Annotated in this window: 24 protein-coding genes, 1 tRNA gene and 3 pseudogenes; 16 read left to right on the forward strand and 12 right to left on the reverse strand. The window is 73.3% G+C overall.

Translation table 11 applies throughout. From position 1 onward, the window contains the following. From JWP64_RS21515 to JWP64_RS21555, 9 genes and pseudogenes are all read left to right on the forward strand, one after another. Window positions 1–1215, forward strand: a pseudogene (locus JWP64_RS21515) (hypothetical protein); the annotation flags it as partial. A 189-nt stretch (window positions 1216–1404) separates the two neighbouring features. After that, a complete protein-coding gene (locus JWP64_RS21520) occupies window positions 1405–1875 on the forward strand; it encodes a M67 family metallopeptidase (RefSeq protein WP_297499965.1) in 471 nt (156 codons plus the stop codon). Window positions 1876–1944: 69 nt separating this feature from the next. Continuing rightward, window positions 1945–2223, forward strand: coding sequence for a MoaD/ThiS family protein (locus tag JWP64_RS21525; protein WP_297499967.1), 279 nt, complete (start codon window positions 1945–1947; stop codon window positions 2221–2223). 76 nt (window positions 2224–2299) lie between these two features. Then, a complete protein-coding gene (locus JWP64_RS21530) occupies window positions 2300–3250 on the forward strand; it encodes a cysteine synthase (RefSeq protein ID WP_297499969.1) in 951 nt (316 codons plus the stop codon). 53 nt (window positions 3251–3303) lie between these two features. Then, window positions 3304–3936 carry a rhomboid family intramembrane serine protease gene (locus tag JWP64_RS21535; RefSeq protein ID WP_297499971.1) on the forward strand — a complete coding sequence of 211 codons (633 nt, stop codon included), beginning with the start codon at window positions 3304–3306 and terminating at the stop codon, window positions 3934–3936. Next, on the forward strand, window positions 3933–4802 hold the full coding sequence (gene murI, locus JWP64_RS21540) for a glutamate racemase (protein WP_297499973.1): 870 nt from the start codon (window positions 3933–3935) through the stop codon (window positions 4800–4802). The genes JWP64_RS21535 and murI overlap by 4 nt, the downstream gene beginning before the upstream one ends. Before the next feature lie 10 nt (window positions 4803–4812). Further along, the gene (locus JWP64_RS21545; protein WP_297499975.1) at window positions 4813–5178 is read left to right on the forward strand and encodes a hypothetical protein; all 366 of its coding nucleotides are present in this window, start codon (window positions 4813–4815) and stop codon (window positions 5176–5178) included. Then, on the forward strand, window positions 5171–5581 hold the full coding sequence (locus JWP64_RS21550) for a hypothetical protein (protein ID WP_297499977.1): 411 nt from the start codon (window positions 5171–5173) through the stop codon (window positions 5579–5581). The genes JWP64_RS21545 and JWP64_RS21550 overlap by 8 nt, the downstream gene beginning before the upstream one ends. 11 nt (window positions 5582–5592) lie before the next feature. Further along, complete coding sequence (locus JWP64_RS21555) at window positions 5593–6378, forward strand: MBL fold metallo-hydrolase (protein WP_297499979.1); 786 nt, start codon at window positions 5593–5595, stop codon at window positions 6376–6378. Here the strand turns inward: JWP64_RS21555 and JWP64_RS21560 are convergent. Beyond that, window positions 6375–6848 carry a DUF2231 domain-containing protein gene (locus JWP64_RS21560; protein ID WP_297499981.1) on the reverse strand — a complete coding sequence of 158 codons (474 nt, stop codon included), beginning with the start codon at window positions 6846–6848 and terminating at the stop codon, window positions 6375–6377. The genes JWP64_RS21555 and JWP64_RS21560 overlap by 4 nt on opposite strands. A 97-nt stretch (window positions 6849–6945) precedes the next feature. Here JWP64_RS21560 and rph point away from each other — a divergent pair, with 97 nt between their 5' ends. After that, a complete protein-coding gene (gene rph / locus JWP64_RS21565; protein ID WP_297500005.1) occupies window positions 6946–7692 on the forward strand; it encodes a ribonuclease PH in 747 nt (248 codons plus the stop codon). Beyond that, window positions 7689–8294, forward strand: coding sequence for an RdgB/HAM1 family non-canonical purine NTP pyrophosphatase (rdgB, locus tag JWP64_RS21570; RefSeq protein ID WP_297499982.1), 606 nt, complete (start codon window positions 7689–7691; stop codon window positions 8292–8294). Before rph ends, rdgB begins: the two co-directional genes overlap by 4 nt. Before the next feature lie 193 nt (window positions 8295–8487). Here the strand turns inward: rdgB and JWP64_RS21575 are convergent, their stop codons facing one another. Then, window positions 8488–8892, reverse strand: a complete 405-nt coding sequence (locus JWP64_RS21575) for a carboxymuconolactone decarboxylase family protein (RefSeq protein ID WP_297499984.1) — start codon at window positions 8890–8892, stop codon at window positions 8488–8490. A 155-nt stretch (window positions 8893–9047) separates the two neighbouring features. Between JWP64_RS21575 and JWP64_RS21580 the strand changes: the two genes are divergently transcribed. Continuing rightward, window positions 9048–9734 (forward strand): TVP38/TMEM64 family protein, encoded by a 687-nt coding sequence (locus tag JWP64_RS21580; RefSeq protein ID WP_297499986.1) that lies wholly within the window; start codon window positions 9048–9050, stop codon window positions 9732–9734. 45 nt (window positions 9735–9779) lie between these two features. On the opposite strand, the gene JWP64_RS21585 is transcribed toward JWP64_RS21580, so the two are convergent. The 3 genes from JWP64_RS21585 to bcp form a co-directional block, all read right to left on the reverse strand. After that, window positions 9780–9852, reverse strand: a tRNA-Leu gene (locus JWP64_RS21585). After that, window positions 9853–10521: a hypothetical protein gene (locus JWP64_RS21590; protein ID WP_297499988.1), complete on the reverse strand. Its 669-nt coding sequence runs from the start codon at window positions 10519–10521 to the stop codon at window positions 9853–9855. A 60-nt stretch (window positions 10522–10581) separates the two neighbouring features. Beyond that, window positions 10582–11049 carry a thioredoxin-dependent thiol peroxidase gene (gene bcp / locus JWP64_RS21595; RefSeq protein ID WP_297499990.1) on the reverse strand — a complete coding sequence of 156 codons (468 nt, stop codon included), beginning with the start codon at window positions 11047–11049 and terminating at the stop codon, window positions 10582–10584. Between the two features lie 172 nt (window positions 11050–11221). Between bcp and JWP64_RS21600 the strand changes: the two genes are divergently transcribed. After that, the gene (locus tag JWP64_RS21600) at window positions 11222–11443 is read left to right on the forward strand and encodes a DUF3618 domain-containing protein (protein ID WP_297499992.1); all 222 of its coding nucleotides are present in this window, start codon (window positions 11222–11224) and stop codon (window positions 11441–11443) included. A gap of 44 nt (window positions 11444–11487) precedes the next feature. On the opposite strand, the gene JWP64_RS21605 is transcribed toward JWP64_RS21600, so the two are convergent. From JWP64_RS21605 to JWP64_RS21620, 4 genes are all read right to left on the reverse strand, one after another. Further along, entirely contained in the window at window positions 11488–12690 is a 1203-nt protein-coding gene (locus JWP64_RS21605) for an FAD-dependent oxidoreductase (protein ID WP_297499994.1), read from the reverse strand. A gap of 92 nt (window positions 12691–12782) precedes the next feature. Continuing rightward, window positions 12783–13562 carry a SigB/SigF/SigG family RNA polymerase sigma factor gene (locus tag JWP64_RS21610; protein ID WP_297499996.1) on the reverse strand — a complete coding sequence of 260 codons (780 nt, stop codon included), beginning with the start codon at window positions 13560–13562 and terminating at the stop codon, window positions 12783–12785. Then, window positions 13559–13981, reverse strand: a complete 423-nt coding sequence (locus JWP64_RS21615; protein ID WP_297500008.1) for an ATP-binding protein — start codon at window positions 13979–13981, stop codon at window positions 13559–13561. The genes JWP64_RS21610 and JWP64_RS21615 overlap by 4 nt, the downstream gene beginning before the upstream one ends. A gap of 101 nt (window positions 13982–14082) precedes the next feature. Further along, window positions 14083–14490 carry an STAS domain-containing protein gene (locus JWP64_RS21620; RefSeq protein WP_297499997.1) on the reverse strand — a complete coding sequence of 136 codons (408 nt, stop codon included), beginning with the start codon at window positions 14488–14490 and terminating at the stop codon, window positions 14083–14085. Between the two features lie 225 nt (window positions 14491–14715). Here JWP64_RS21620 and JWP64_RS21625 point away from each other — a divergent pair, with 225 nt between their 5' ends. From JWP64_RS21625 to JWP64_RS21635, 3 genes and pseudogenes are all read left to right on the forward strand, one after another. Next, the gene (locus JWP64_RS21625; protein WP_297499999.1) at window positions 14716–16950 is read left to right on the forward strand and encodes a SpoIIE family protein phosphatase; all 2235 of its coding nucleotides are present in this window, start codon (window positions 14716–14718) and stop codon (window positions 16948–16950) included. Between the two features lie 213 nt (window positions 16951–17163). Beyond that, entirely contained in the window at window positions 17164–17871 is a 708-nt protein-coding gene (locus JWP64_RS21630; protein ID WP_297500001.1) for a hypothetical protein, read from the forward strand. A 108-nt stretch (window positions 17872–17979) separates the two neighbouring features. Then, window positions 17980–18321, forward strand: a pseudogene (locus tag JWP64_RS21635) (ferritin-like domain-containing protein); the annotation flags it as partial. Between the two features lie 180 nt (window positions 18322–18501). On the opposite strand, the gene JWP64_RS21640 reads toward JWP64_RS21635, so the two are convergent. From JWP64_RS21640 to JWP64_RS21650, 3 genes and pseudogenes are all read right to left on the reverse strand, one after another. Beyond that, window positions 18502–18765, reverse strand: a complete 264-nt coding sequence (locus tag JWP64_RS21640; RefSeq protein ID WP_297500011.1) for a WhiB family transcriptional regulator — start codon at window positions 18763–18765, stop codon at window positions 18502–18504. 319 nt (window positions 18766–19084) lie between these two features. Next, window positions 19085–19492, reverse strand: a complete 408-nt coding sequence (locus JWP64_RS21645; protein ID WP_297500003.1) for an anti-sigma factor antagonist — start codon at window positions 19490–19492, stop codon at window positions 19085–19087. A 230-nt stretch (window positions 19493–19722) separates the two neighbouring features. Further along, window positions 19723–20596: pseudogene (locus tag JWP64_RS21650) on the reverse strand (hypothetical protein); the annotation flags it as partial.

The raw sequence follows: 20596 nt of genomic DNA on the forward strand, positions 1-20596 counted from the left end.
GCCGATCTGCTGGCGCAGGTCGCGGAGAAGCTCACCGCGGCCTGCGACGACCTGCACCAACTCCACCGCGACTACTCCTCCGCCCACGAAGGTGCGGCCGCCGACGCCACCCGCGACTATCTGGTCAGGCTCGCGGAGCCCGGGCTGATCGGCGTGGGCAAGTTCAACCTGGCCTCGACGGCGCTGCAGGACCAGAGCACCTACTTCGCCAAGGTCACCACCGACGTCGCCGGTCAGGAGGACCAGGCCGCGGTCTCGCACGCCGCGACGGTCTACCAGGACAACACCAACCACAACCTCGCGAACTGGTTCCAGGTGTTCCCGCCGCCGACGGTCGCGCAGCCGGACTCGTCGATCGTCGCGGGGGCGCCGGTTCCCGACTGGCCGCCGGGGTCGGGCGGCGCGGATCGGACGCCTCCGGCTCCGGAAGCCACCGCGATCGCGGGGGCGTCGGGCGGGGGCGCTCCCGAGGCGGCCGGATTTGGTGCAACCGCCGCGCCAGGTGCTTCGGGCGGCATCGGCTCAAGTGGCACCGGCGCTGTGGCGCCGCCCGCCCCGGCAGTCGGGGCCGCGGGAACCGGGAGTGCGGCGTCGGGCGGCCGATCCGGGGGACCGACCACCAGTGGCGCAGGACTCGGCGACCGTGTCTCCACCCTCAGTCCGTCCGAGATCGACGATGCCCGGGCGACCAACTCAGGCTCGGCGGGCAGCCTCAGAACCCCGGCGCCGTCCGCCGACGGCGTCTCGCTCGGCGCGCCCGGATACGGCGGAGGTGCCTCGGCCTTCAACAGCCCGGGCGCGCGCTCGTCCGTCGGGCGCACGACATGGGGAGCGGGGGAGCCCGAGGTCGGCGCGCCCGGCACGCGCGGGTTCGGCTCCGGCCCCGGTGCCGGGTCGACGGGCGCTCCCGGCGGTCGGTTCGGCTCCGGGCTGTCCTCGGAGGCGGTCCGCGGCGGGACGACGGGTGGTGAAGGTCCCCTGCCGCCTCGCGCTGGCAGCGGCGGACCGGTGGCGGAGGAGGCCGCGCGCTCGGCCTCGCCCCGCGGTGGTGGGCAATCCGGGATGGGCCACATGCCGTTCATGGCCGGTGGTCCGGGCTCGGGCGGCGGGGGAGAGGAGCACGCGCGACCTGCATGGCTCGTCGAGGACGACCCGGAGTCGGTGTGGCTCTCGGGGCTTCCTCCGCACGGGCCGGGCGTGATCCGCCCGGGCTAGACAGGGGGGCGGGCAGCGCGACAGAACTGGTCCGGGAGCCCGACTCGCGCGGTCCCAGGCTCGACTCGCGGGGCTTCACGTCCCGACCCGCCGGAGGTGAGGGCCCTGTGGAAGGAATGTACGGACGTTTGGTGTGAGCCGTGTCGGTAGATGTGCGGTCACGCATGTCGGGCACGTACGCTTCAGGACGTGCTGGTCATCCGAGCGGATCTCGTGGACGAGATCGTCGCGCATGCCCGCCGGGACCACCCGGACGAGGCGTGCGGCGTCATCGCGGGCCCCGAGGGGTCGGACCGGCCGGAGCGGTTCATCCCGATGCTGAACGCGGCGCGCTCGCCGACGTTCTACGAGTTCGACTCGGGTGACCTGCTGCGTCTCTACCGTGGGATGGACGCGAACGACGAGGTGCCCGTGGTGATCTACCACTCGCACACCGCGACCGAGGCCCATCCGTCGCGCACCGACATCTCCTACGCCTCCGAACCGGAGGCGCACTACGTGCTGGTGTCGACCCGCGACGACGCGCAGGCGAACCACACCGGCCACGAGTTCCGGTCCTTCCGGATCGTCGACGGAGTCGTCACCGAGGAACAGGTCGAGGTCGTGGAGACTTATATGTTCGCGCACACCGGCGCGGACGACGTCCCCGATCTCGGCTGACCAGGGACACCGCGTCCCGCCTGTTCTCGACCGACCCGAACCGAACGAATCCGACCAGGAGTTCTCCACATGGCCGTCACCGTCTCCATCCCGACCATTCTGCGCACCCACACGGGCGGCGAGAAGGCCGTCGAGGCCAAGGGTGGCACCGTCGCCGAGGTGATCGACGACCTCGAGTCGCGGCACGCGGGCCTCAAGGACCGCCTGCTCTCCGACGGCAAGCTGCACCGCTTCGTCAACATCTACGTCGACGACGAGGACGTCCGATTCGCCGGTGGCCTGGACGCCCCGGTGACCGAGTCCTCGACGCTGACCATCCTGCCCGCCGTCGCGGGCGGCATGCGCTGAGCTGAGCCCGACGCGGAGGGCGCCGCACGGCGCCTCCGCCGGCTCCGCTCGTCGCGCATGCTCGGAGGTAAACGCCATGGCGCGCTACGACTCGCTGCTGCAGGCCGTCGGGGACACCCCCATCGTCGGCCTCCCCTCGCTCTCCCCCGCACCGCACGTCCGGCTGTGGGCGAAGCTCGAGGACCGCAACCCCACCGGCTCGATCAAGGACCGCCCCGCGCTGGCGATGATCGAGAAGGCCGAGGCCGACGGGCTGCTCGAGCCCGGCTGCACGATCCTCGAGCCGACGTCCGGGAACACCGGCATCTCGCTGGCCATGGCTGCGAAGCTCAAGGGCTACAAGATCGTCTGTGTGATGCCGGAGAACACCTCCGAGGAGCGCCGGCAGCTGCTCACGATGTACGGCGCGCGGATCATCTCCTCGCCCGCGGCGGGTGGCTCCAACCAGGCCGTCGCCATGGCGAAGCAGATCGCCGCCGAGAACCCGGACTGGGTGATGCTCTACCATTACGGCAACCCGGCCAACGCGGACGCGCACTACCGGACCACCGGCCCCGAGATCCTGCGCGACCTGCCCACGATCACGCACTTCGTCGCCGGGCTCGGTACGACGGGCACGCTCGTCGGCACCGGCCGCTACCTGCGCGAGCAGAAGCCGGACGTGCAGATCATCGCCGCGGAACCCCGTTACGGCGAGCTGGTCTACGGCCTGCGCAACCTCGACGAGGGCTTCGTCCCGGAGCTCTACGACCCGAGCGTCCTCACGGGCCGCTACTCCGTCGGCAGCTACGACGCGCTGCGCCGCACGCGCGAGCTGGTGGAGAAGGAAGGCATCTTCGCCGGCATCTCCACCGGCGGGATCCTGCACGCCGCCCTCGCGGTCGCGGAGAAGGCCGCGGGCTCGACGACGCCCGCGGACATCCTGATCGTGGTCTGCGACGGCGGCTGGAAGTACCTCTCCACCGGCGCCTACTCCGGCGAGCTCGACGACGCGGCCGAGGGGATCGACGGCCAGCTCTGGGCCTGACCCACAGCGCGGAGCAACCGGGGCGACCGCCGATTCCGCGTACCCTCGATCTCATGGCCGTGCCGTTGCCGCAGGTACCCACACCGTCCCGACCGCGGAGCCAGCGCATCCTGCCGCCAGCCCCGGTCCTCTCGTTGCTCGTGATGGTCGTGTTCACGGCGGTCCTCTACGTGACCGAGCTCGTCGATGCGTTCACGGGCCAGCGGCTCAACGACGACGGGATCCACCCACGGGACCCCGAGGGCCTGCTCGGCGTCATCTGGTCCCCGCTGCTCCATGCGAACTGGGACCACCTGATCGCGAACACCCTGCCGTTCCTGATCTTCGGGTTCCTCGCGATGGCCGTCGGGCTGGGCCGCTGGCTGGCCGTCACGGCGATCATCTGGGTGGTCGGCGGGCTCGGTGTCTGGCTGATCGGGCCCGCGGGCTCGTCGACCATCGGCGCGTCCGGCGTGATCTTCGGATGGCTGACGTTCCTGCTGGCCAGGGGCTTCTTCAACCGCAGCGGCAAGCAGATCCTGCTCGCCCTGGTCCTGCTGTTCCTCTGGGGCGGCATCCTGCTCGGGGTCCTGCCCGGCAACCCGGGGATCTCCTGGCAGGCACACCTCTTCGGGGCCCTCGCGGGCGTTCTGGCAGCCTGGACGGTGGCCAGTCGGAGGCGAGGGAGCGGGGTCCAGCGAGCGTGATCACACCGAACGGTGCCGAACCGGACAGGCATGCCCCGATCGGCATCTTCGACTCGGGCGTCGGCGGGCTCACCGTCGCCCGTGCGGTGATCGACCAGCTTCCGGCCGAACGGGTCGTCTACGTGGGGGACACGGCCAACGGGCCCTACGGGCCGCTGCGCATCGCGGACATCCGCAGGCATGCCCTCGCGATCGGGGACGACCTCGTCGAACGCGGGGTGAAGCTGCTGGTCATCGCCTGCAACACGGCGTCGTCGGCCTGCCTGGCGGACGCCCGGGAGCGCTACCCGGTGCCCGTCGTCGAGGTCATCCTGCCGGCGGTCCGACGCGCGGTGGCGGCCACCCGCAACGGCCGGATCGGGGTCATCGGGACCCGCGCGACCATCGCTTCGGGGGCCTACACGGACTCCTTCGCGGCGGCGCGGGACGTCGACGTCACCGCGGTCGCGTGCCCCCGGTTCGTGGACTTCGTCGAGCGCGGCATGACCAGCGGACGGCAGGTGCTCGGCCTCGCGCAGAGCTACCTGGAGCCGCTGCAGCGGGCCCGCGTGGACACCGTGGTCCTGGGCTGTACGCACTACCCGCTGCTCGCCGGGGTGCTGCAGATCGTGCTGGGCCCGGACGTCACGCTGGTGTCGAGTGCGGACGAGACGGCCAAGGACGTCGTGCGCACGCTGATGGCCCGTGACCTGCTGCGGGATCCGGAGATCGACCCGCCGCCCGGCCCGCACGCGTTCCTCGCCACGGGAGACCCGGAGCCCTTCCGACGGCTCGGCCGCCGCTTCCTCGGCCCGGAGATCGGGTCGGTCGTGGGACGGACCGGACAGCGGGCGACCGCGTCCGGTTCCGTCGGGGGCCTCGGGTAGCGTCCCGCCCGTGATCGACGCGCTCGAGCTCGTGGTGCTCGTCGCCGCGGCTGCGGTGGCGCTCTTCGGCGTGGTCACGACCATGCTGAACCGCCCGCCCGGCAGGCCGCACCGGCTCGTCGTCGGTGTGTTCGAGGCCCTGCTCGTGGTGCAGGCGGTGATCGCCGCCGCCCGGGTGTTCGGCGGCGTCCAGCTGCCGGAGCAGAGCACCTTCCTGATCTACCTCCTGGTGAGCGTCTGCGTGATGCCGATCGGGCTGCAGTTCGCGACCGCCGAGCCGACACGGTGGGGCGGCACGGTCATCGCCGTCGCCGCCATCGGCACCGGCGTGGCCGTGTGGCGGCTCGAGGGTCTCTGGGCGGCCGGCGGTGTCTGAGCCGCGCGCTCCCCGGGCGACGTCGAGCGGTGCCGGACGGGTCCTGATCGCCGTCTACGCGATCTTCGCCCTGTCGGCGACGGCCCGGGCGGGAGTGCAGATCGCCACGCGCTTCTCCGAGGCCCCCGTCGCCTACCTGCTCTCCGGGCTCGCCGGCGTCGTCTACATCCTCGCGACGATCGGGCTGGCCGGTTCCACGCCCGGCCACCGAAGGCTGGCCTGGGGCGCGGTCGGGTTCGAGCTGGCGGGCGTCCTGATCGTCGGCCTGGTGACGGTGCTGGACACCGGGGACTTCCCGGACGACACGGTCTGGTCCGTCTTCGGCCGCGGCTACGGGTTCATCCCGCTGATCCTGCCCTTCGTCGGGCTCTGGTGGCTGCGCCGCACGGGCGCCAGGCGTTAGCATCGGCGATCATGCGGCTGATCGTGCTCGGCTGTTCGGGAAGCGGACCGGGCCCTGGTTCGCCCGCCTCGGGCTACCTGGTGGAGGCGGGTGCGGCGCGGTTCGCCCTCGACCTGGGCAACGGCACCCTCGGCGCGCTGCAGCGCCACCTCGATCCGTGGGCGCTCGACGCCGTGGTGTTCAGCCACCTGCACCCCGACCACTGCTCGGACTTCGCGTCGCTCGTCGTGCACCGGCGCTACCACCCCGCCCCGCCCGTCGACCCGACGACGCACAGGCTGCCGGTGTTCGCGCCGGTCGAGGCGCCGGACCGGTTCGCCGCGGCCTACGCGCCGTCGGCCGAGGAACGCGCGGCCACGGACCTGACGGACGTCTTCACCTTCCACCCGCTCGCCGACGGCGGGTCGTTCTCGATCGGGGACGCGGTGGTACGCGCCGCCACCGTCGACCATCCGTGCGAGGCCTACGGCCTGCGCGTCGAGGCCGGGGGCCGGTCACTGGTCTACAGCGGGGACACGGGGCCGTGCGACGGGCTGATCGAGCTGGCCCGGGGCGCGGACGTGCTGCTCTGCGAGGCGAGTTGGCCGCACGTCACGGACCAGTGGGACGCCCCGCCGCCCGGCGTGCACCTGTCCGGCGTCCAGGCGGGCGAGCACGCCACCGCCGCGGGGGTGGGCGGGCTGCTGCTCACGCACGTCCCCGCGTGGTGCGATCCCGACGCGCTGCTGGCCGAAGCCAAGTCGACGTTCGACGGACCGGTGGAGCTGGTGGCGCCCGACGCCGCCTATGCGGTCTAGAAGGAGCCCTGCCAGACCGCGGCCGCGCCGGCGTCGCCGATCCAGATCACCAGCCCGGTCACGACGATCCCGAGCAGCGCGGCGAGCGCCGCGATCCCGGTCGTCGCCCGCTGGAGCGCGACCGACACCTCCGGGCCGCGCCGGTCCGAACGGATCCCGACCGCGACCGTCGCGATCACCAGGACGACGAAGGCGACCGCCCAAGGGAGCAGGCTCGCCGCCCGCGACTCGTGGATCGCGACGAGCGGCCCGCCCCCGTTGAGCGCCCGCTGCAGCTGTTCGCCCGTCTGCGTCGCGATCGGCACCGCGATGCCGCCGGCCAGCGCGACGAGGGCGACGGGGATACCGAGGGCGCGCCGCCAGCGAGGGCGGATCGCCATGGCGATCGTGCCGAGCGTCGCCAGTGGGAGCAGCACGACGACGGCGTGGATCACCAGGGGATGGGCGGGGATCCCGTTGAGCATGATCATGCGTAATTGAACCCTGAACGCCGTGAGGCCCGTGTGACGCGCCGGTCCGGGGCCGTCGGGGCCGCTTTCCTAGACTGGGGTGGTGACTACAGGCACGGTGACCCGGGCAGACGGCAGGACCGACGACGAGCTGCGGCCCGTGCGGATCACCCGCGGGTTCCAGAAGCATCCGGCGGGCTCCGTGCTCGTCGAGTTCGGCGACACCAAGGTGCTCTGCGCGGCGAGCGTGACCGAGGGCGTGCCGCGCTGGCGCAAGGGCTCCGGGCTGGGGTGGCTGACCGCCGAGTACGCGATGCTGCCGTCGGCCACGAACACCCGCAACGACCGCGAGTCGGTCAAGGGCCGGGTCGGCGGGCGGACGCACGAGATCAGCCGGTTGGTCGGGCGGGCCCTGCGGGCGTGCATCGACCTCAAGGCGCTCGGCGAGAACACGATCGCCCTGGACTGCGATGTCCTGCAGGCGGACGGCGGCACGCGCACCGCGGCGATCACCGGGGCCTACGTGGCGCTCGTCGACGCCGTGACGTGGCTGGGCGCGCACGGCAGGCTCGCGGACCCGCACCCGATCTCGTGCCAGGTGGCGGCGGTGAGCGTCGGCGTCGTCGACGGGCGGGTGCGGCTCGACCTGCCCTACGAGGAGGACTCGCGGGCCGAGGTGGACACGAACGTCGTCGCGACGGACACGGGCACGCTGATCGAGGTCCAGGGCACGGGGGAGGGCGCCACGTTCGCGCGCTCGACCCTCGACGCGATGCTGGACTCGGCGCTTGCGGGGATCGCGAAGCTCGTCGAGGCGCAGACCGCCGCGCTGGCCGAGCCCTACCCGGGGAAGCTGCCGGCGTGACCCGGCTGCTGCTCGCCACCCGCAACGCCGGCAAGCTCGTCGAACTGCGGCGGCTGCTCGTCGCGGCCGACCTCGGCGGCGTCGAGGTGCTGGGGCTGCGCGACGTGCCCGAGTTCCCTGAGGCGCCCGAGACCGGGGCCACGTTCGCGGAGAACGCGCTGGCCAAGGCTCGGGACGCGGCCGCCGCGACCGGTCTGCCGGCCGTCGCGGACGACTCGGGGCTGACCGTCGACGCGCTGAACGGGATGCCGGGGGTGCTGTCCGCGCGCTGGTCCGGCAAGCACGGCGACGACCTGGCGAACCTCGAGCTGCTCCTCGGGCAGCTCGCCGACGTCCCCGACGAGCGCCGCGGCGCCGCGTTCGTGTGCGCGGCGGCGCTGGTGGTGCCGGGCGGGGCCGAGGTCATCGAGCACGGGGAGTGGCCGGGCCGGCTGATCCGGGCGCCCCGGGGCTCGAACGGCTTCGGCTACGACCCGATCTTCGTGCCGGAGGGGGAACAGCGCTCCTCGGCGGAGCTCGAGCCGGTGGAGAAGGACGCCGCGAGCCACCGGGGCCGCGCGATGCGCGCGCTCCTCCCGCATCTGGGCGCCCTCGCCGATTGAGGGGCGGGCGGACCGCCGCCACCCGCGCTGCTCGCACGGTCGCTACGCGCGCCCTCTCGCGCCACGCGCGCGGTCGACGGTGCGCGTGGCGCCGCTTCGCGCGCGTGGGCCCGTCTCGTTCGCGTGGGGTCCGCGGCGGCCGGTGGCGCTACCTCGCGCGTGGGCGCCGACAGCGCCGGCGCAGGTCTGCGCGTCAGTCGGTGGGGTCCGGCTCGGCCAGGACGCGCTTCGCGACGCCGAAGGCGGAGTTGGCGGCGGGGACGCCGCAGTAGATCGCGCTCTGCAGCAGCACCTCGACGATCTCCTCGCGGGTCAGCCCGTTGCGCAGGGCGGCGCGCAGGTGCAGCTCCAGCTCGGCGAGGTGACCGTGCGCGACGAGTGCGGTCAGCGTGATCGCGCTGCGCATCCGTCGGTCCAGGCCCGGCCGGGTCCAGATCCCGCCCCACGCGTAGCGGGTGATCATCTCCTGGAACTCGCCGGTGATCTCGTCCGCGCGCTCCAGCGAGGCGTCGACGTGGGAGGCGCCGAGCACCTCCCGGCGGACGGCCAGGCCGTCCGGGTCGAGATCCAGCTTTCGGGTGCTCTCGGGCGTGCTCACGGCCAGCACGGTAGCGCCGGAGCCCGGCCGGGGCGGCGTGTGCTTCCGCACCGTGGAAGATCGGCGCGAAAGGCTCGGTGTGATCCGGGTGGACGCGAGATGGCCGGGCCGGGTGCGGCGGCCTCGAGGATCACCCGGTCGGTACCGTCGTCCGCGTGAAGTGGTGGCGCCCGGTCCTCGCGGGCATCGGGCTCGTGGCCGTGATCGCGGCCGCGGTGCTCGTTGCCCGCGTCTACGGGGTCCCCGGGGTCGCGGACCTGCAGCGGCTCACCACGGAGGCCGGCATCTGGGCCCCGCTGTTGTTCGTCGGCCTCCAGGCCGCGGTCACGGTGACGCCGGTGCCCCGGACGGTGTTCACCCTCGCCGCGGGCCTGCTGTTCGGGTCGGGGCTCGGCATCGTCCTGACCCTCGCCGGGACGACGCTGGCGGCGCTCCTCGCGTTCGTGCTGGTCCGGATGACCGGTGGCAGGCTCGTGGAGCGCTACGCCCAGGGGTCGGCGGCGCGGTGGGCGCGGATCCGACTCGACCACCACGGGGTCCTCGCCGTCGCCTCGATGCGCCTCGTACCGGCGATCCCGTTCTCGGTGCTGAACTACCTCTGCGGGCTCTCCGCGGTCCGGTTCTGGCCGTACCTGGTGGGCACCGTCGTCGGGATCGTCCCCGGCACCGTCGCGATCGTGGTCCTCGGTGACGCCGTGACGGAACGGCCCTCGCCGGCGCTGATCGTGGTGTCGCTGATCTGCGGCCTGGTCGGTGCTGCGGGGATCGTGGTGGCGGCGAGGAGGCCGATTCCGCAGGACGACGGGGCGCGGGAGGCGGACGCGGCGCGTCAAGGGTCGTGACCCTCTCGGCTGCGCGTGTCCGCGGTTGCTCAGGGTCATGGTGGGTACCGGCGGCGGGATTCGAACCCGCACTGTCTCGGACCTAAACCGAGTCTCTCTGCCGTTGGAGTACGCCGGCTCAATCAGACGGACCAGTTCTACCTCTGTTTCGTCCACACCACGTCTCCGTCAGGGCGTGGCAGTTCGGGCACAGGATACGGAGGTTCTCGAGCCGGTTGTCGGTGTGGTCGCCGTTGATGTGGTCGAGCGCCAATGGCAGCGGCCGCCCTTGCCACTCGCGCAGGCCACATCTCTCGCAGCGATCGGGTTTGAGACCGGCGGCGATCAGTCGTCGGCGGAGTACTGCCGTTCCCGTGTAGGCCGAGTTCGCGACCAGGATGTCCTCCAGCGGCGTCGCCCCACGGGCCGGGAACCGGTGGCCCTTGGCCCACGCCTGCCCGGTGAAGTGCGCCGTGTCCAGACCGAGCAGCCGGATCCGTGCCGACACTGCGCGGAACATTCCGCCGTTCGGCTCGTATCCCAGCCGGCGCAGGACGTCGTGCACCGTGACCGCCGCCAGGACGGCCTCGGCCAGCTGCTCGTCGGTGGACCGGCGGTGGGACCGCGGTGATCCCGCGCCGGCCCGGGGGAGGTGCGAGGCGTCGATCCCGAGCCGCGCGATGTGCCGTCGAAGGACGTCGTACTTCCCCGGCAGGATGCCGAGCCGCCGGCACACCTCGCTCATCGTCCGGCTCGCCGCCACTGCCTCGACCAGCATCTCGTCCGTCCAGCTGCGTTCCCGGGGCATGGCCCGACCCTATCGAACAGAAGTTCGATCGGGTCGCGATCAGCCCGGGTTGTCCACAGGTCAGATCTTGAGGTCCCGCCGCAGCTTCGCGACGTGCCCCGTCGCCCGGACGTTGTACAGCGCGGCCTCGATCCTCCCCTCCTCGTCCACCAGGAAGGTCGAACGGATCACTCCGGTGACCGTCTTCCCGTACATCTGCTTCTCGCCGAAGGCGCCCCAGGCGGTGAGGACCTCCTTGTCGACGTCCGAGAGCAGCGGGAAGGTCAGCTCCTCGGCGTCCCGGAACTTCGCGAGCTTCGCCGGTTTGTCCGGGGAGATCCCCAGGACGTCGACCCCGGCGCCGTTGAGCTCGGCGAGGTTGTCCCGGAAGTCGCAGGCCTCCTTGGTGCAGCCCGGCGTGCTCGCGGCCGGGTAGAAGTAGACGAGGACCTTGCGGCCTCGGCGCTCGGCGAGCGAGACGGGCTTGCCGTCGGCATCGGGCAGGGTGAAGTCGGGGGCCTGGTCGCCCTCGGACAGCCGGGTTGTCATGCCCCGATCCTCGCAGTATCCGTAGGGGCGCGTCTCCCGCATCCTCATCCGGCGCGGACGTGGAGACGCGCCCCTGCGGCGCGCCGACCACCACACCCGTCGGGCCGCGCTCCGGCCTGTGATCTACGGTGTGCGGCAGTCATTCGCGAAGGACATTCCCCGAGGAGGAGTCGTGGCGCGCGACCCCGAGGCCATCCAAAGTGAGATCGAGAAGACGCGTGACGCACTCGCCGACAGCCTGGACGCCCTGACGGACCGGGCGAACCCCAGGCGGTTCGTGGACAGCGGCAAGGCGCAGGCCAAGCAGAAGCTCGAGGACCCGAAGATCAGGTACGCGCTGATCGGCGTCGGGGTGATCCTGGCCGCGGCGATCCTGAAGAAGCTCTTCTCGTAGAGTTCGAGCAGGTGGAAGGGGGTCGGCGGGTGCCGGCCCCCTTCTCACTTCTGCAGCGAACGAGCGAACTCGAGCGCCGCGGCCCGGTCCGCCCCGGCGAGCAGCGGCGCCCGGTAGCGCACGACGTACCGTGCGGCGCCGAACCCGGCCACGGCGACGAGCTTCTCGCCGGCCAGGTAGCCCACGACGGTCCCCTTCACCGGCCCCCCGGCGAGCCCCTCGCCGTGCAGCGGGAGCACCGAGTCGGCCAGGTCGGGTCGCCCGATCAGCTGGATCTTGAGCCCGAACTGGTCCGACCAGAAGTACGGCACGGTCGCCGGCGGCGCCTCGGCCCCCGTGATGTCCCGGGCGACGACGGCGGCCTGGTCGCTCGTCGACGTCCAGTGCTCGAACCGGTGCCGTGCCCCGCTGAGGGCGTCGGACCAGGAGGACATGTCGCCGACGGCCCACACGCCGTCGAGGCCCTCGACCCGGCCGGACGCGTCGCACGGCACGCCGTCGCTCAGGTCCAGCCCGGTGTCCGCCAGCCACGCCAGGTCCGGCTTCCCGCCGATCCCGACCACCACGACGTCCGCGGAGACGGTCGAGCCGTCCACCAGCTCGACGGTGTGCGCGTCCACGAAGCGCGCCAGCGCCGTCCCGGTCCGCAGGTCCACCCCCGCCTCGCGGATGAGCCGGGCGCAGATCCGGCCGACCTCGTCCCCTAGGCCGCGTGAGAGCGGCACCGCGGCGGCCTCCAGGATCGTCACGGAGACGCCCCGGGCCAGCGCCGTGCTCGCCACCTCGGCCCCGATGAACCCCGCCCCTACGACGAGCAGGGACTCCGCCTTCTCGAGCGCGGCCCGCAGGGCGAGCGAGTCGTCCAGGGTGCGCAGGACGAACACGTCCTCCGGCTGGCCGGGCCAGGTGCGCGCCTCGACCCCGGTGGCGAGCACGATCGCGTCGGCGGTGAGCACCGAGCCGTCCGCGAGCTCCACCTCGCCGGGCCGCAGCGCGACGGCGGGCAGCCCGAGGTGCATGCGGACGCCGAGGTCCTCGAGCGCGGCCGCGTCCCGCAGCGCGATCTTCTCGGGCTCCCAGGCGCCGGCGAGGAGCTGCTTGGACAGCGGCGGCCGGTCGTAGGGGGGATGGGCCTCGGCGCCGACGAGGCTGATCCGCCCCTCGAACCCGACCTGACGGAGCTGCTCGACCGTCCGCAGGCCGCCGAGCCCGGCTCCCACGACGAGGACGTGTTCCGGCGCGGTCATCGGCTCTCCTCCCGGGCGGACCGACGTCCACCCGAGGAACATCTTGACCCACGGGCCCGGGGCGCGGGCCGTGACCCCGGCCGCAGCGCGGCTCAGCCCGTCCGCGTGTCCGGGTCCAGCCGGTTCCGCAGCCGGTCCAGGGTCTGCGCGAGCAGCCGGGACACGTGCATCTGCGAGATCCCGACCTGCTCGGCGATCTGCGTCTGCGTCATGTTGCCGAAGAACCGCAGCATGACGATCGTCCGCTCGCGTTCGGGCAGCTCGTTGAGGACGGGGCGCAGCGCCTGGCGGAAGTCCACCCGGTCCAGCTCGGCGTCCGCCTCGCCGACGAGCTCGCCGACGGTGGCGCTGCCCTGCTCGGAGGACAGCATCTCGTCCAGCGACGAGCTGCGGTACGCCTCGGACGCCTCCAGCCCCTCGAGAACCTCGCTGACGGGCACGCCGAGCCGTTCGGCGATCTCGCTGGGCTTGGGCGCCCGGCCGAGCCCCTGGGACAGCTCGGACACCACCCCGTTGATCGAGACATGCAGGTCCTTGAGCCGCCGCGGCACCCGCATCGACCAGCCCTGGTCCCGGAAGTGCCGGCGCACCTCGCCGCTGATCGTGGGCACGGCGAAGGAGAAGAAGTCGTTGCCCTTCTCGGGCGAGTAGCGGTCCACCGCGTTGATCAGCCCGACGGTGGCCACCTGCACGAGGTCGTCCAGCGGCTCGCCTCGGTGGTTGAACCGGCGCGCGATGTGCTGGGCGATCGGCAGGAACCCCGTGACGAGCCGGTCCCGCAGCGGTTCGCGGCGCGGGTCGTCCGGGCCCAGCGCGGCGTACTCCTCCAGCAGCGGGGCGAGGTGGCCGTACTCGGGATCTGCAGCGGTCACCGGGGTAGGGCGGCGGCGCGCTTGTCGAGTTTGATGCCGATGGTGGGCCGCCCGTTGTCCTTCGCACCGACCAGCTCGACCTCGTCCGCGAGGGTCTGCAGGACCCGCCAGCCGAACGTGTCCGTGGAGACCGTCGTGTCCGGCGCGGCCACGTCCACTTCGGCCTCGACGCCGATGCGCTCGTCGTGCACGGAGAACGCGCAGCGCAGCGACGAGCCGGGAGCGGCGATGTCCACGAGCGTCGCGCAGGCCTCGTCGACGGCCATGCGCAGGTCGGAGATCGCGTCGAGGTCGAAGTCCGCGCGCGCGGCCAGGTCCGACGCCACCGCACGGATGGTCGGGATCAGTGCCGCCGTGGCGGCCGTCTTCACCTCGACGACGGAGGCACCGTCCGGGCCGCCCGGATCGGTTCGGTCCATATCGGACACGCGGGGTATCTCCTTCTGCTCGGCGCTCGCTCGTCCCCGTCCCGGGCGGACCCGGGGCAGATGGTCATCGTGCTACCCGCGGGCCCGCTGAATCAATCCGCACCCCTCGGCGCGGGGCCGGACCCGCCGCCCGTGAGGACCTCCTCCAGCCCGCTGTGCATCTCGAAGAGCCGGTCCGAGCCGGTGATCTCGAGCGGCCGGGTGACAGCCCGCGACGTGGCGACGAGGTGCAGCGCGCGGCCCTGTCCGGTGGCCCGGTGGGCGGCGTGGATCAGCACGGCCAGCCCGCTGGAGGCGAGGAAGGAGACGTCCGCGAGGTCGACGACGGGGGTGCTGCGCTCGTCGTCGAGCAGGCCGGTCAGCCCGTCGGCCAGGCGCGGGGCGGTGAGCGTGTCCACCTCGCCCGCGACGGTCAGCAGGCGCACGTCCGGGGCGGGGGAGCTCAGCGTGGCGGAGAGAGCGCCGGCACGGCCGGAGGACTCGGGGGCGGGATCGAGCACGGGGCGTCACCTCCAGCGACATCCGTCGGTGGCCCGGGCGGTGGTGCCGGCGCACGTGGTCCGGGCACCACGTCGGAGACCGGCGGCTGGTGGCTCAGCCGCGTTCACTGCGACCTTACAGACCGTGCCGCCCCGGCCGGTCGGCACCTCGGGACAGCCGCCGGTCCATGGTGGGCGGTGTCCCGGCGAACGGCGAGCACGGCCCGTCCCGTTTATTCTCATCGGGTGGAAACCGCGGACCCGGGCACGCTCGCCGAGACGCTGGCAGGGGAGGTCGCGGCCGGGCACCTCCCGGCCTCCGGCCTGGCCGACACCCACCTTCCCCAGGTGCTCTACGACGCCCCCGCCGCCGTCCTGATGATCGATCTGGAGCAGCGGCAGGTGGTCTACGCCAACGCCGCGGCCGTCGACCTGACCGGCAACCGGGTGCGGCTGCCCGTCGACGTCGACGACTGGAGCGACGCCGCCGGCCTCACCGACCTGGGCGGCAAGCGGATGAGCGAGACGACCTCGCCGCTGTCCCTGCTCTCCTCGGGGATCCCGGTGGCCGGCGAGCCGGTCGCGGTGCACGACGCCGCCCGCCGAGGGTCGTCCGCGACGTCGGAGCAGCGCGAGGCGAGCGAGGGCCGGTTGCTGTGGGTGACCGGGTTCGGGCTCGGTCCCGGCGCGGGTGCCCCGGAGGGGGTAGAGGTCCCGGACGAGCTGCGCTCCCGGGCGCTGGTCGTGTTCCTCCAGCTCTCCGGCACCGAGCACGGCGACCGCAGGCGGCTGGAGGTGCTCCGGGACCGTGCCGTCGTCGCGACCGACATGTCCTTCACGATCACCGACCCGCGCCGCGAGGACGACCCGCTGATCTGGGTCAACCCCTCGTTCACCCGGCTGACCGGCTACACCCCGGACCAGGCCGTCGGGCGCAACTGCCGGTTCCTGCAGGGGCCCAACACCGACCGCGCCGCGGTCCGGCGGATGACCAGGGCGTTGCGGAACCAGGAGCCGATCACTGAGGTCCTGCTCAACTACCGCCGCGATGGCACGGCGTTCTGGAACCAGGTGTCGATCTCCCCGGTCGTCGACGGCGCGGGGAACCTGGTCAACTTCGTCGGCGTGCAGGGCGACGTCACCGAGCGGGTGCTCGTCGAGCAGGAACGCCGGGCCGCGCTCGCCGAGGCCGAGGAGTCCCGCGGGCAGCTGCGGTTGCTCGCGGAGGCGACGACGCAGATGACCGAGGCCCTCGACGTCGTGGACGCCTGCCGGCGACTGGCCCGGATCGTGGTGCCCCAGCTCGCGGACCTGTGCGCCGTCGACGTGCTGGACCGTCCGGGCGCGAGCGCGCCGCAGCGGCTCGCCGTGGCCGCCCGGGACGCGGCGGACGAGGAGCGGCTGCGGGATCTGGTGCTGGTGCGGGACTACCGGATCGGCCGCGGCAGCGACACCGGGCGGGTGCTCGGCGGCGAGGAGCCGGTGCTGGTCTCCGATCTCCCCGAGCGCGGCGAGGAACGCCACCCCGGGGACGCCGCGGCGGCCGGCGCCTACGACCGGCTGCGGCTCCGCTCGGCGATGGTCGTGCCGCTGCGGGCGCGGGGCCGCGTGCTCGGCACGCTGACGCTGCTCACCCAGCACCCCTACGGGCGCCGTTACACGCAGCGGGACCTGCACCTCGCGACGGACCTCGCCGGCCGCGCCGGGCTGACGGTGGACAACGCGCGGCTCTACGAGCAGGAGCATGCCGCGACGGCGACCCTGCAGCGCAGCCTGCTGCCGGCGTTGCCCGAGGTCAGCGGCCTGCAGATGGCGGCGCGCTACCTCGTCGGCGCGGACGGCAACCAGGTGGGCGGGGACTGGTACGACGTCCTGCCGCTGCCGGACGGCGGCGTCGGCATCGCGGTCGGCGACGTCGTCGGGCACGACCTGGCGGCGGCGGCCGCGATGGGCCAGCTGCGCGGTGTCCTGCGCTCCTACGCGTGGGACGGCGGCCGTCCCGGCTCGGTGCTGGACCGCTGCGACCAGCTCGTGCAGGGCCTGGACATGGCCGCGATGGCGACGGCCGTCTACGCGCGGATGGAGGTGCCGGACGCCGCGGGCGACCGCGTGCTGCGCTACTCGAACGCGGGCCATCCGGCACCGCTGCTGCTCACCCGCGAGGGGGAGCTGCGCCGGCTCGACGACAACCGCTCACCGATGATCGGTGCCATCCCGTTGGGCCGCGACGGGAGCGTGCCCGGACGGACCGAGGCCGAGCTGACCTGCCCGGCCGGATCGCTGCTGCTGCTCTACACCGACGGCCTCACCGACATCGCGGGTGAGGACGCCGACGAGCGCGCGGACCTGCTGGAACGCACCCTGGCCGGGCTTCCCGCGGACTCGGACGCGGAGTGCGTGGTCGAACGACTGCTCGCCGCCGCCCGGCTGGACAGGCTGCGGGACGACGTGGCCCTGCTCGCGATCCGTCTCGACGGGTGAGCGCATTCGTGGCCGGTCCACTGTCGACGACCAGGGCCACTCGATAGGCGTAACCGGCTGGCCGGTCCGGGCTCCCGCTCACGGACCCGAGGAGCCCGCTCGGCGTACAGGCTCGCCTTTCGCGCGCGACGGGGACTCCCGACGAGGTGAGATCCGTTGTGTACAACGGGATCGGCAACGTGGCCGTCACCCGGACATGGGGGGTTCGTCAGGATGGTCGCGGTGCCCGGCGTCGGGGACGCCGGTCCGATGGTCGCACGGCGCACGGGGGTGGCGGTCGGCCCTCCCGTGCGGAGCCGGCTGGTCGCGGTGGCGGTGAGCCCGCTCGAACTCCTGCGGCCCGGCTCGGACCTGGCCCGCCTCATCGGTGAGGCCGGCCGGGTGGACCTGCTCGTCGCCCGGGACGAGGTCGACCTGGACCGGGACTGCGCGGGCGTCACCACGCTGGGATGCGGGGACGCTCCCGGCACGGAGGTCGTGCTCGATCCCGCGGTGCTCGCGGACGGACCGGGTGCCGAGGACCTCGACGAGGACCTCGACGAGGACCTCGACGAGGACTACGACGAGGACTACGACGGGGACGAGGACGGGGACGAGGACGACGAGGACCACGTCCTCATGGCCGTCGCGGACCTCGGTCTTCCGGACCTGCACCTGCATCGCCTCGGGCTCCCCGGCCGGGTGGGCGCGGCCGCGGGGGCGGACCTGCTCGCCGCGCTGAGCGAGCTCGTCGGGTTCGATCCCGAGCCGGGCGTGTACCTCGTCGCGCCGACACCGTCGCCGTCGGACCCGGAGCGCTCGACGATCGTGGAGATCGCGAACCGGCTGGCCCGGGTCTACGGGATCCCGATGCTGCGCTACGGCGGCCTGGAGCTGTCGGTCGTCGCGGCCGATCACCCGGGTGAGCGAACCACGGGCTGAAGCCGGGCTCGCCTGGCATGGCCTTGTCACTAGGCCAAGGGGTTCGCCGCAAGACGTGTCGGATACTCACAGGACGTTGACGAAAGCGCGTGCCGGCTCGTCGGCAGGCAGTTCCACGACGTGCACCTGCACCTCGACGAGCTCGTCGACCTCGCCCATGAGTACACGGACAAGGTGGCCGAGCGCGCCGCGGCCATCGGCGTCTCGCCCGACGGCCGGTCCCGGACCGTCGCCGACGCGTCGACCGTCCCCGCGTTCGCCGAGGGCTGGGCTCGCGACCGGGACGTCATCCGGTACGTGTACGAGGCGCTCGACACGGTCGTCTCCGGTGTCCGGCCGCGGCTGGAGGACACCGAGAAGACGGACCCGGTGACCCAGGACCTGCTGATCGCCCTCGTGGCCGCGCCGGAGGAGGCCCGCTGGATGTGGCAGGCGCAGGCCAAGGGCTAAGAGGACGACGACGAGAGCTGACGACCTCGGGCGCGTGCCCGGCCCGGGGCCTGCACACGCCGAAGGGGCGGTTCCGGATCCCGGAACCGCCCCTTCGGCGTCTGGACGGTGGGGGAGACAGCGGGTCTCCCGCGACCCCCGACGACCGCGGGAGCCCCACCGAGAACGGTGGCGCCTTCCTCAGGCCGGCATCGCCAGGTCGCGGCGTTCCAGGATCATGCGGCGCTCCGCCTCACCGAGGCCGCCCCACACGCCGAACGGCTCGCGCGTCTCCAGGGCGAACTCCCGGCACATGTCGATCACCGGGCAGCTGTTGCACACCGCCTTGGCCTGGGCGGTGCGGCGGGACCGTGAGGGGTTGCGCTCGCCGTCCGGGTGGAAGAAGACGGCACTGTCCATACCCCGGCACGAACCGAGACGCTGCCACTGCCACGCGTGGTCCATGGGGCCAGGGAGGCGGGACACATCGCTCACTCGGCTCACCTCGTTCTAGAGAGACCCGGCGACCTGGGTGTGCCGGGCGATCTCACGGCTACTTCCCGGAGGATTTCGCCACCAAACACCCGGGTCGTCGAAAGGCGATCCGACGAAGCCGGGTCCACGTGGCGGCCGGACCCGCCACGAGCGTGGAAGAGCGATTCCACTGTCGACATCGGCGCAGCTCAGGGCGTCGCGTGACGGCGTTATACCGGTGCCGGGTGCCGGCCGCCGAACGCAGCGGAGTGGCTCGGAGTGGCGTACATCACACTCCGCTCGGGAACTCTCAGGTGTCCTCGAGAGCCTTCTCGACCGTGTCGTGGATGTCGAAGAGCGGGACGAGCCCGGCGATGCTGAGCGGCCGCAGGACCCGCCGCCCGGTGCAGGCGAGCCGCAGTTCGACGCCGGCGGCGTGCGCGGCCTCGCGGACCTCGATGAGGACGGCGAGCCCGCTGGTGCCCAGGAACGACACCCCGTCGAGGGCGAGCACGATGAGCTCGGCGCCCTCGGCCGCGAGGTGCTCCAGGACCATGGCACGCAGGCGCGGGGAGGTGAGCATGTCCACCTCACCGCCGACCTCGACGACGAACCTGCCCGGGCCCTCGGTGCGGCTGGTCACGGTGATCTGGTCGTCCGCCTCGGAACCTCGGCGGGCCGACGGGGGTTCGGCCGAAGACTCTTGCGCGCGCTGCATCGCGGTCACGCTAAAGGCAGTGGTGCTCCGCTGCCACTCGGGGCGGTCTGCTCGGGGGACGGGCACCGCGATTCCTCAGAGGGCCATCGCGCCGCGCGGACGTCCGCGGCCGCACCGGTGCCGCCGGAGCCCTCCGCGGTGACCCGCCCGGAGGGCGAGCCCGCGCGCGGTGTGGTGCGACGCGGGCGGTCGACCGTGCGCGTGGGGCCGAGGTGTGCGCGTGGGTGGGCTCAGGAGCGGAAGGCGTGGCGCCCGGGTTCGGCGGGCTGCTCGCCGTGTGGGCGGGAAAGGGGGATCCGCCCGGTGATCTCGGCGGACTTCGGGCCCTCGGCGAAGAGGTCGACGGTCTCGGGCTCGCCCTCGTCCGCGGGCTCCTCGGCGACGGGGGCGGCGAGGGGCTCCTCGGCCGCGACGGTGGTGGCGGCGGGGACGGTCGCGGGGACCGGGCCCGTGTCGGTGGAACGGTCGACTGCAGCGGCCTCGTCCGGGGTGGCGTGGCCCGGGACGGCCCACACGGTGTCCTCGGCGGGGCCGTCGGCGGCGGGGCGAGGCTCCTCGGCCGGGGCGACCTCCGACGGCGCCGCGTCGGCGGCAGCGGCGCGGACCTCCTGGACGTCCTCGGGTGCGGCAGTGGCCTCGCCCGTGACGGTTGCGGCCTCGACGGCGTCCCCTGATCCGGGCTGGGGGCCGGAAGTCGCCGGCGTGGCGCTCTCCGCCCCCGCCTCCGCCGACCGCGGCACAGGCACGGGCACCGGCTGCGCCGGCTGGATCTCGCTCTCGAGCTGCCGCAGCTCGCCCCCGAGCGCACTGTGCAGCCGGGTCAGCTCGCCCCGCAGCGCGGTGCGCAGGGCGTGCAGGTCCCGCGTCCGGAGCGCGACGTCGTCGTCAAGCGCCCGCACCTCCTCCCGGGCCCGCTGAGCCGCCGCGCGCTCCCGTTCCGCGACGGCCCCGGCCTCGTCCGCGGCGCGGTGCGCCTCCTCCGACAGGGCGGCCGCCTCGTGCGCCGCGCGGGCGCGGATCTCGGCGGCCTCGCGCTCGGCCAGCCGGAGCACCCGCTCGGCCCGGACCCCGAAGGTCTCCTGGACGGCGGGAACCGCGGCCGCG

Source organism: Pseudonocardia sp. (genome assembly GCF_025465255.1).
Lineage (GTDB): Bacteria > Actinomycetota > Actinomycetes > Mycobacteriales > Pseudonocardiaceae > Pseudonocardia.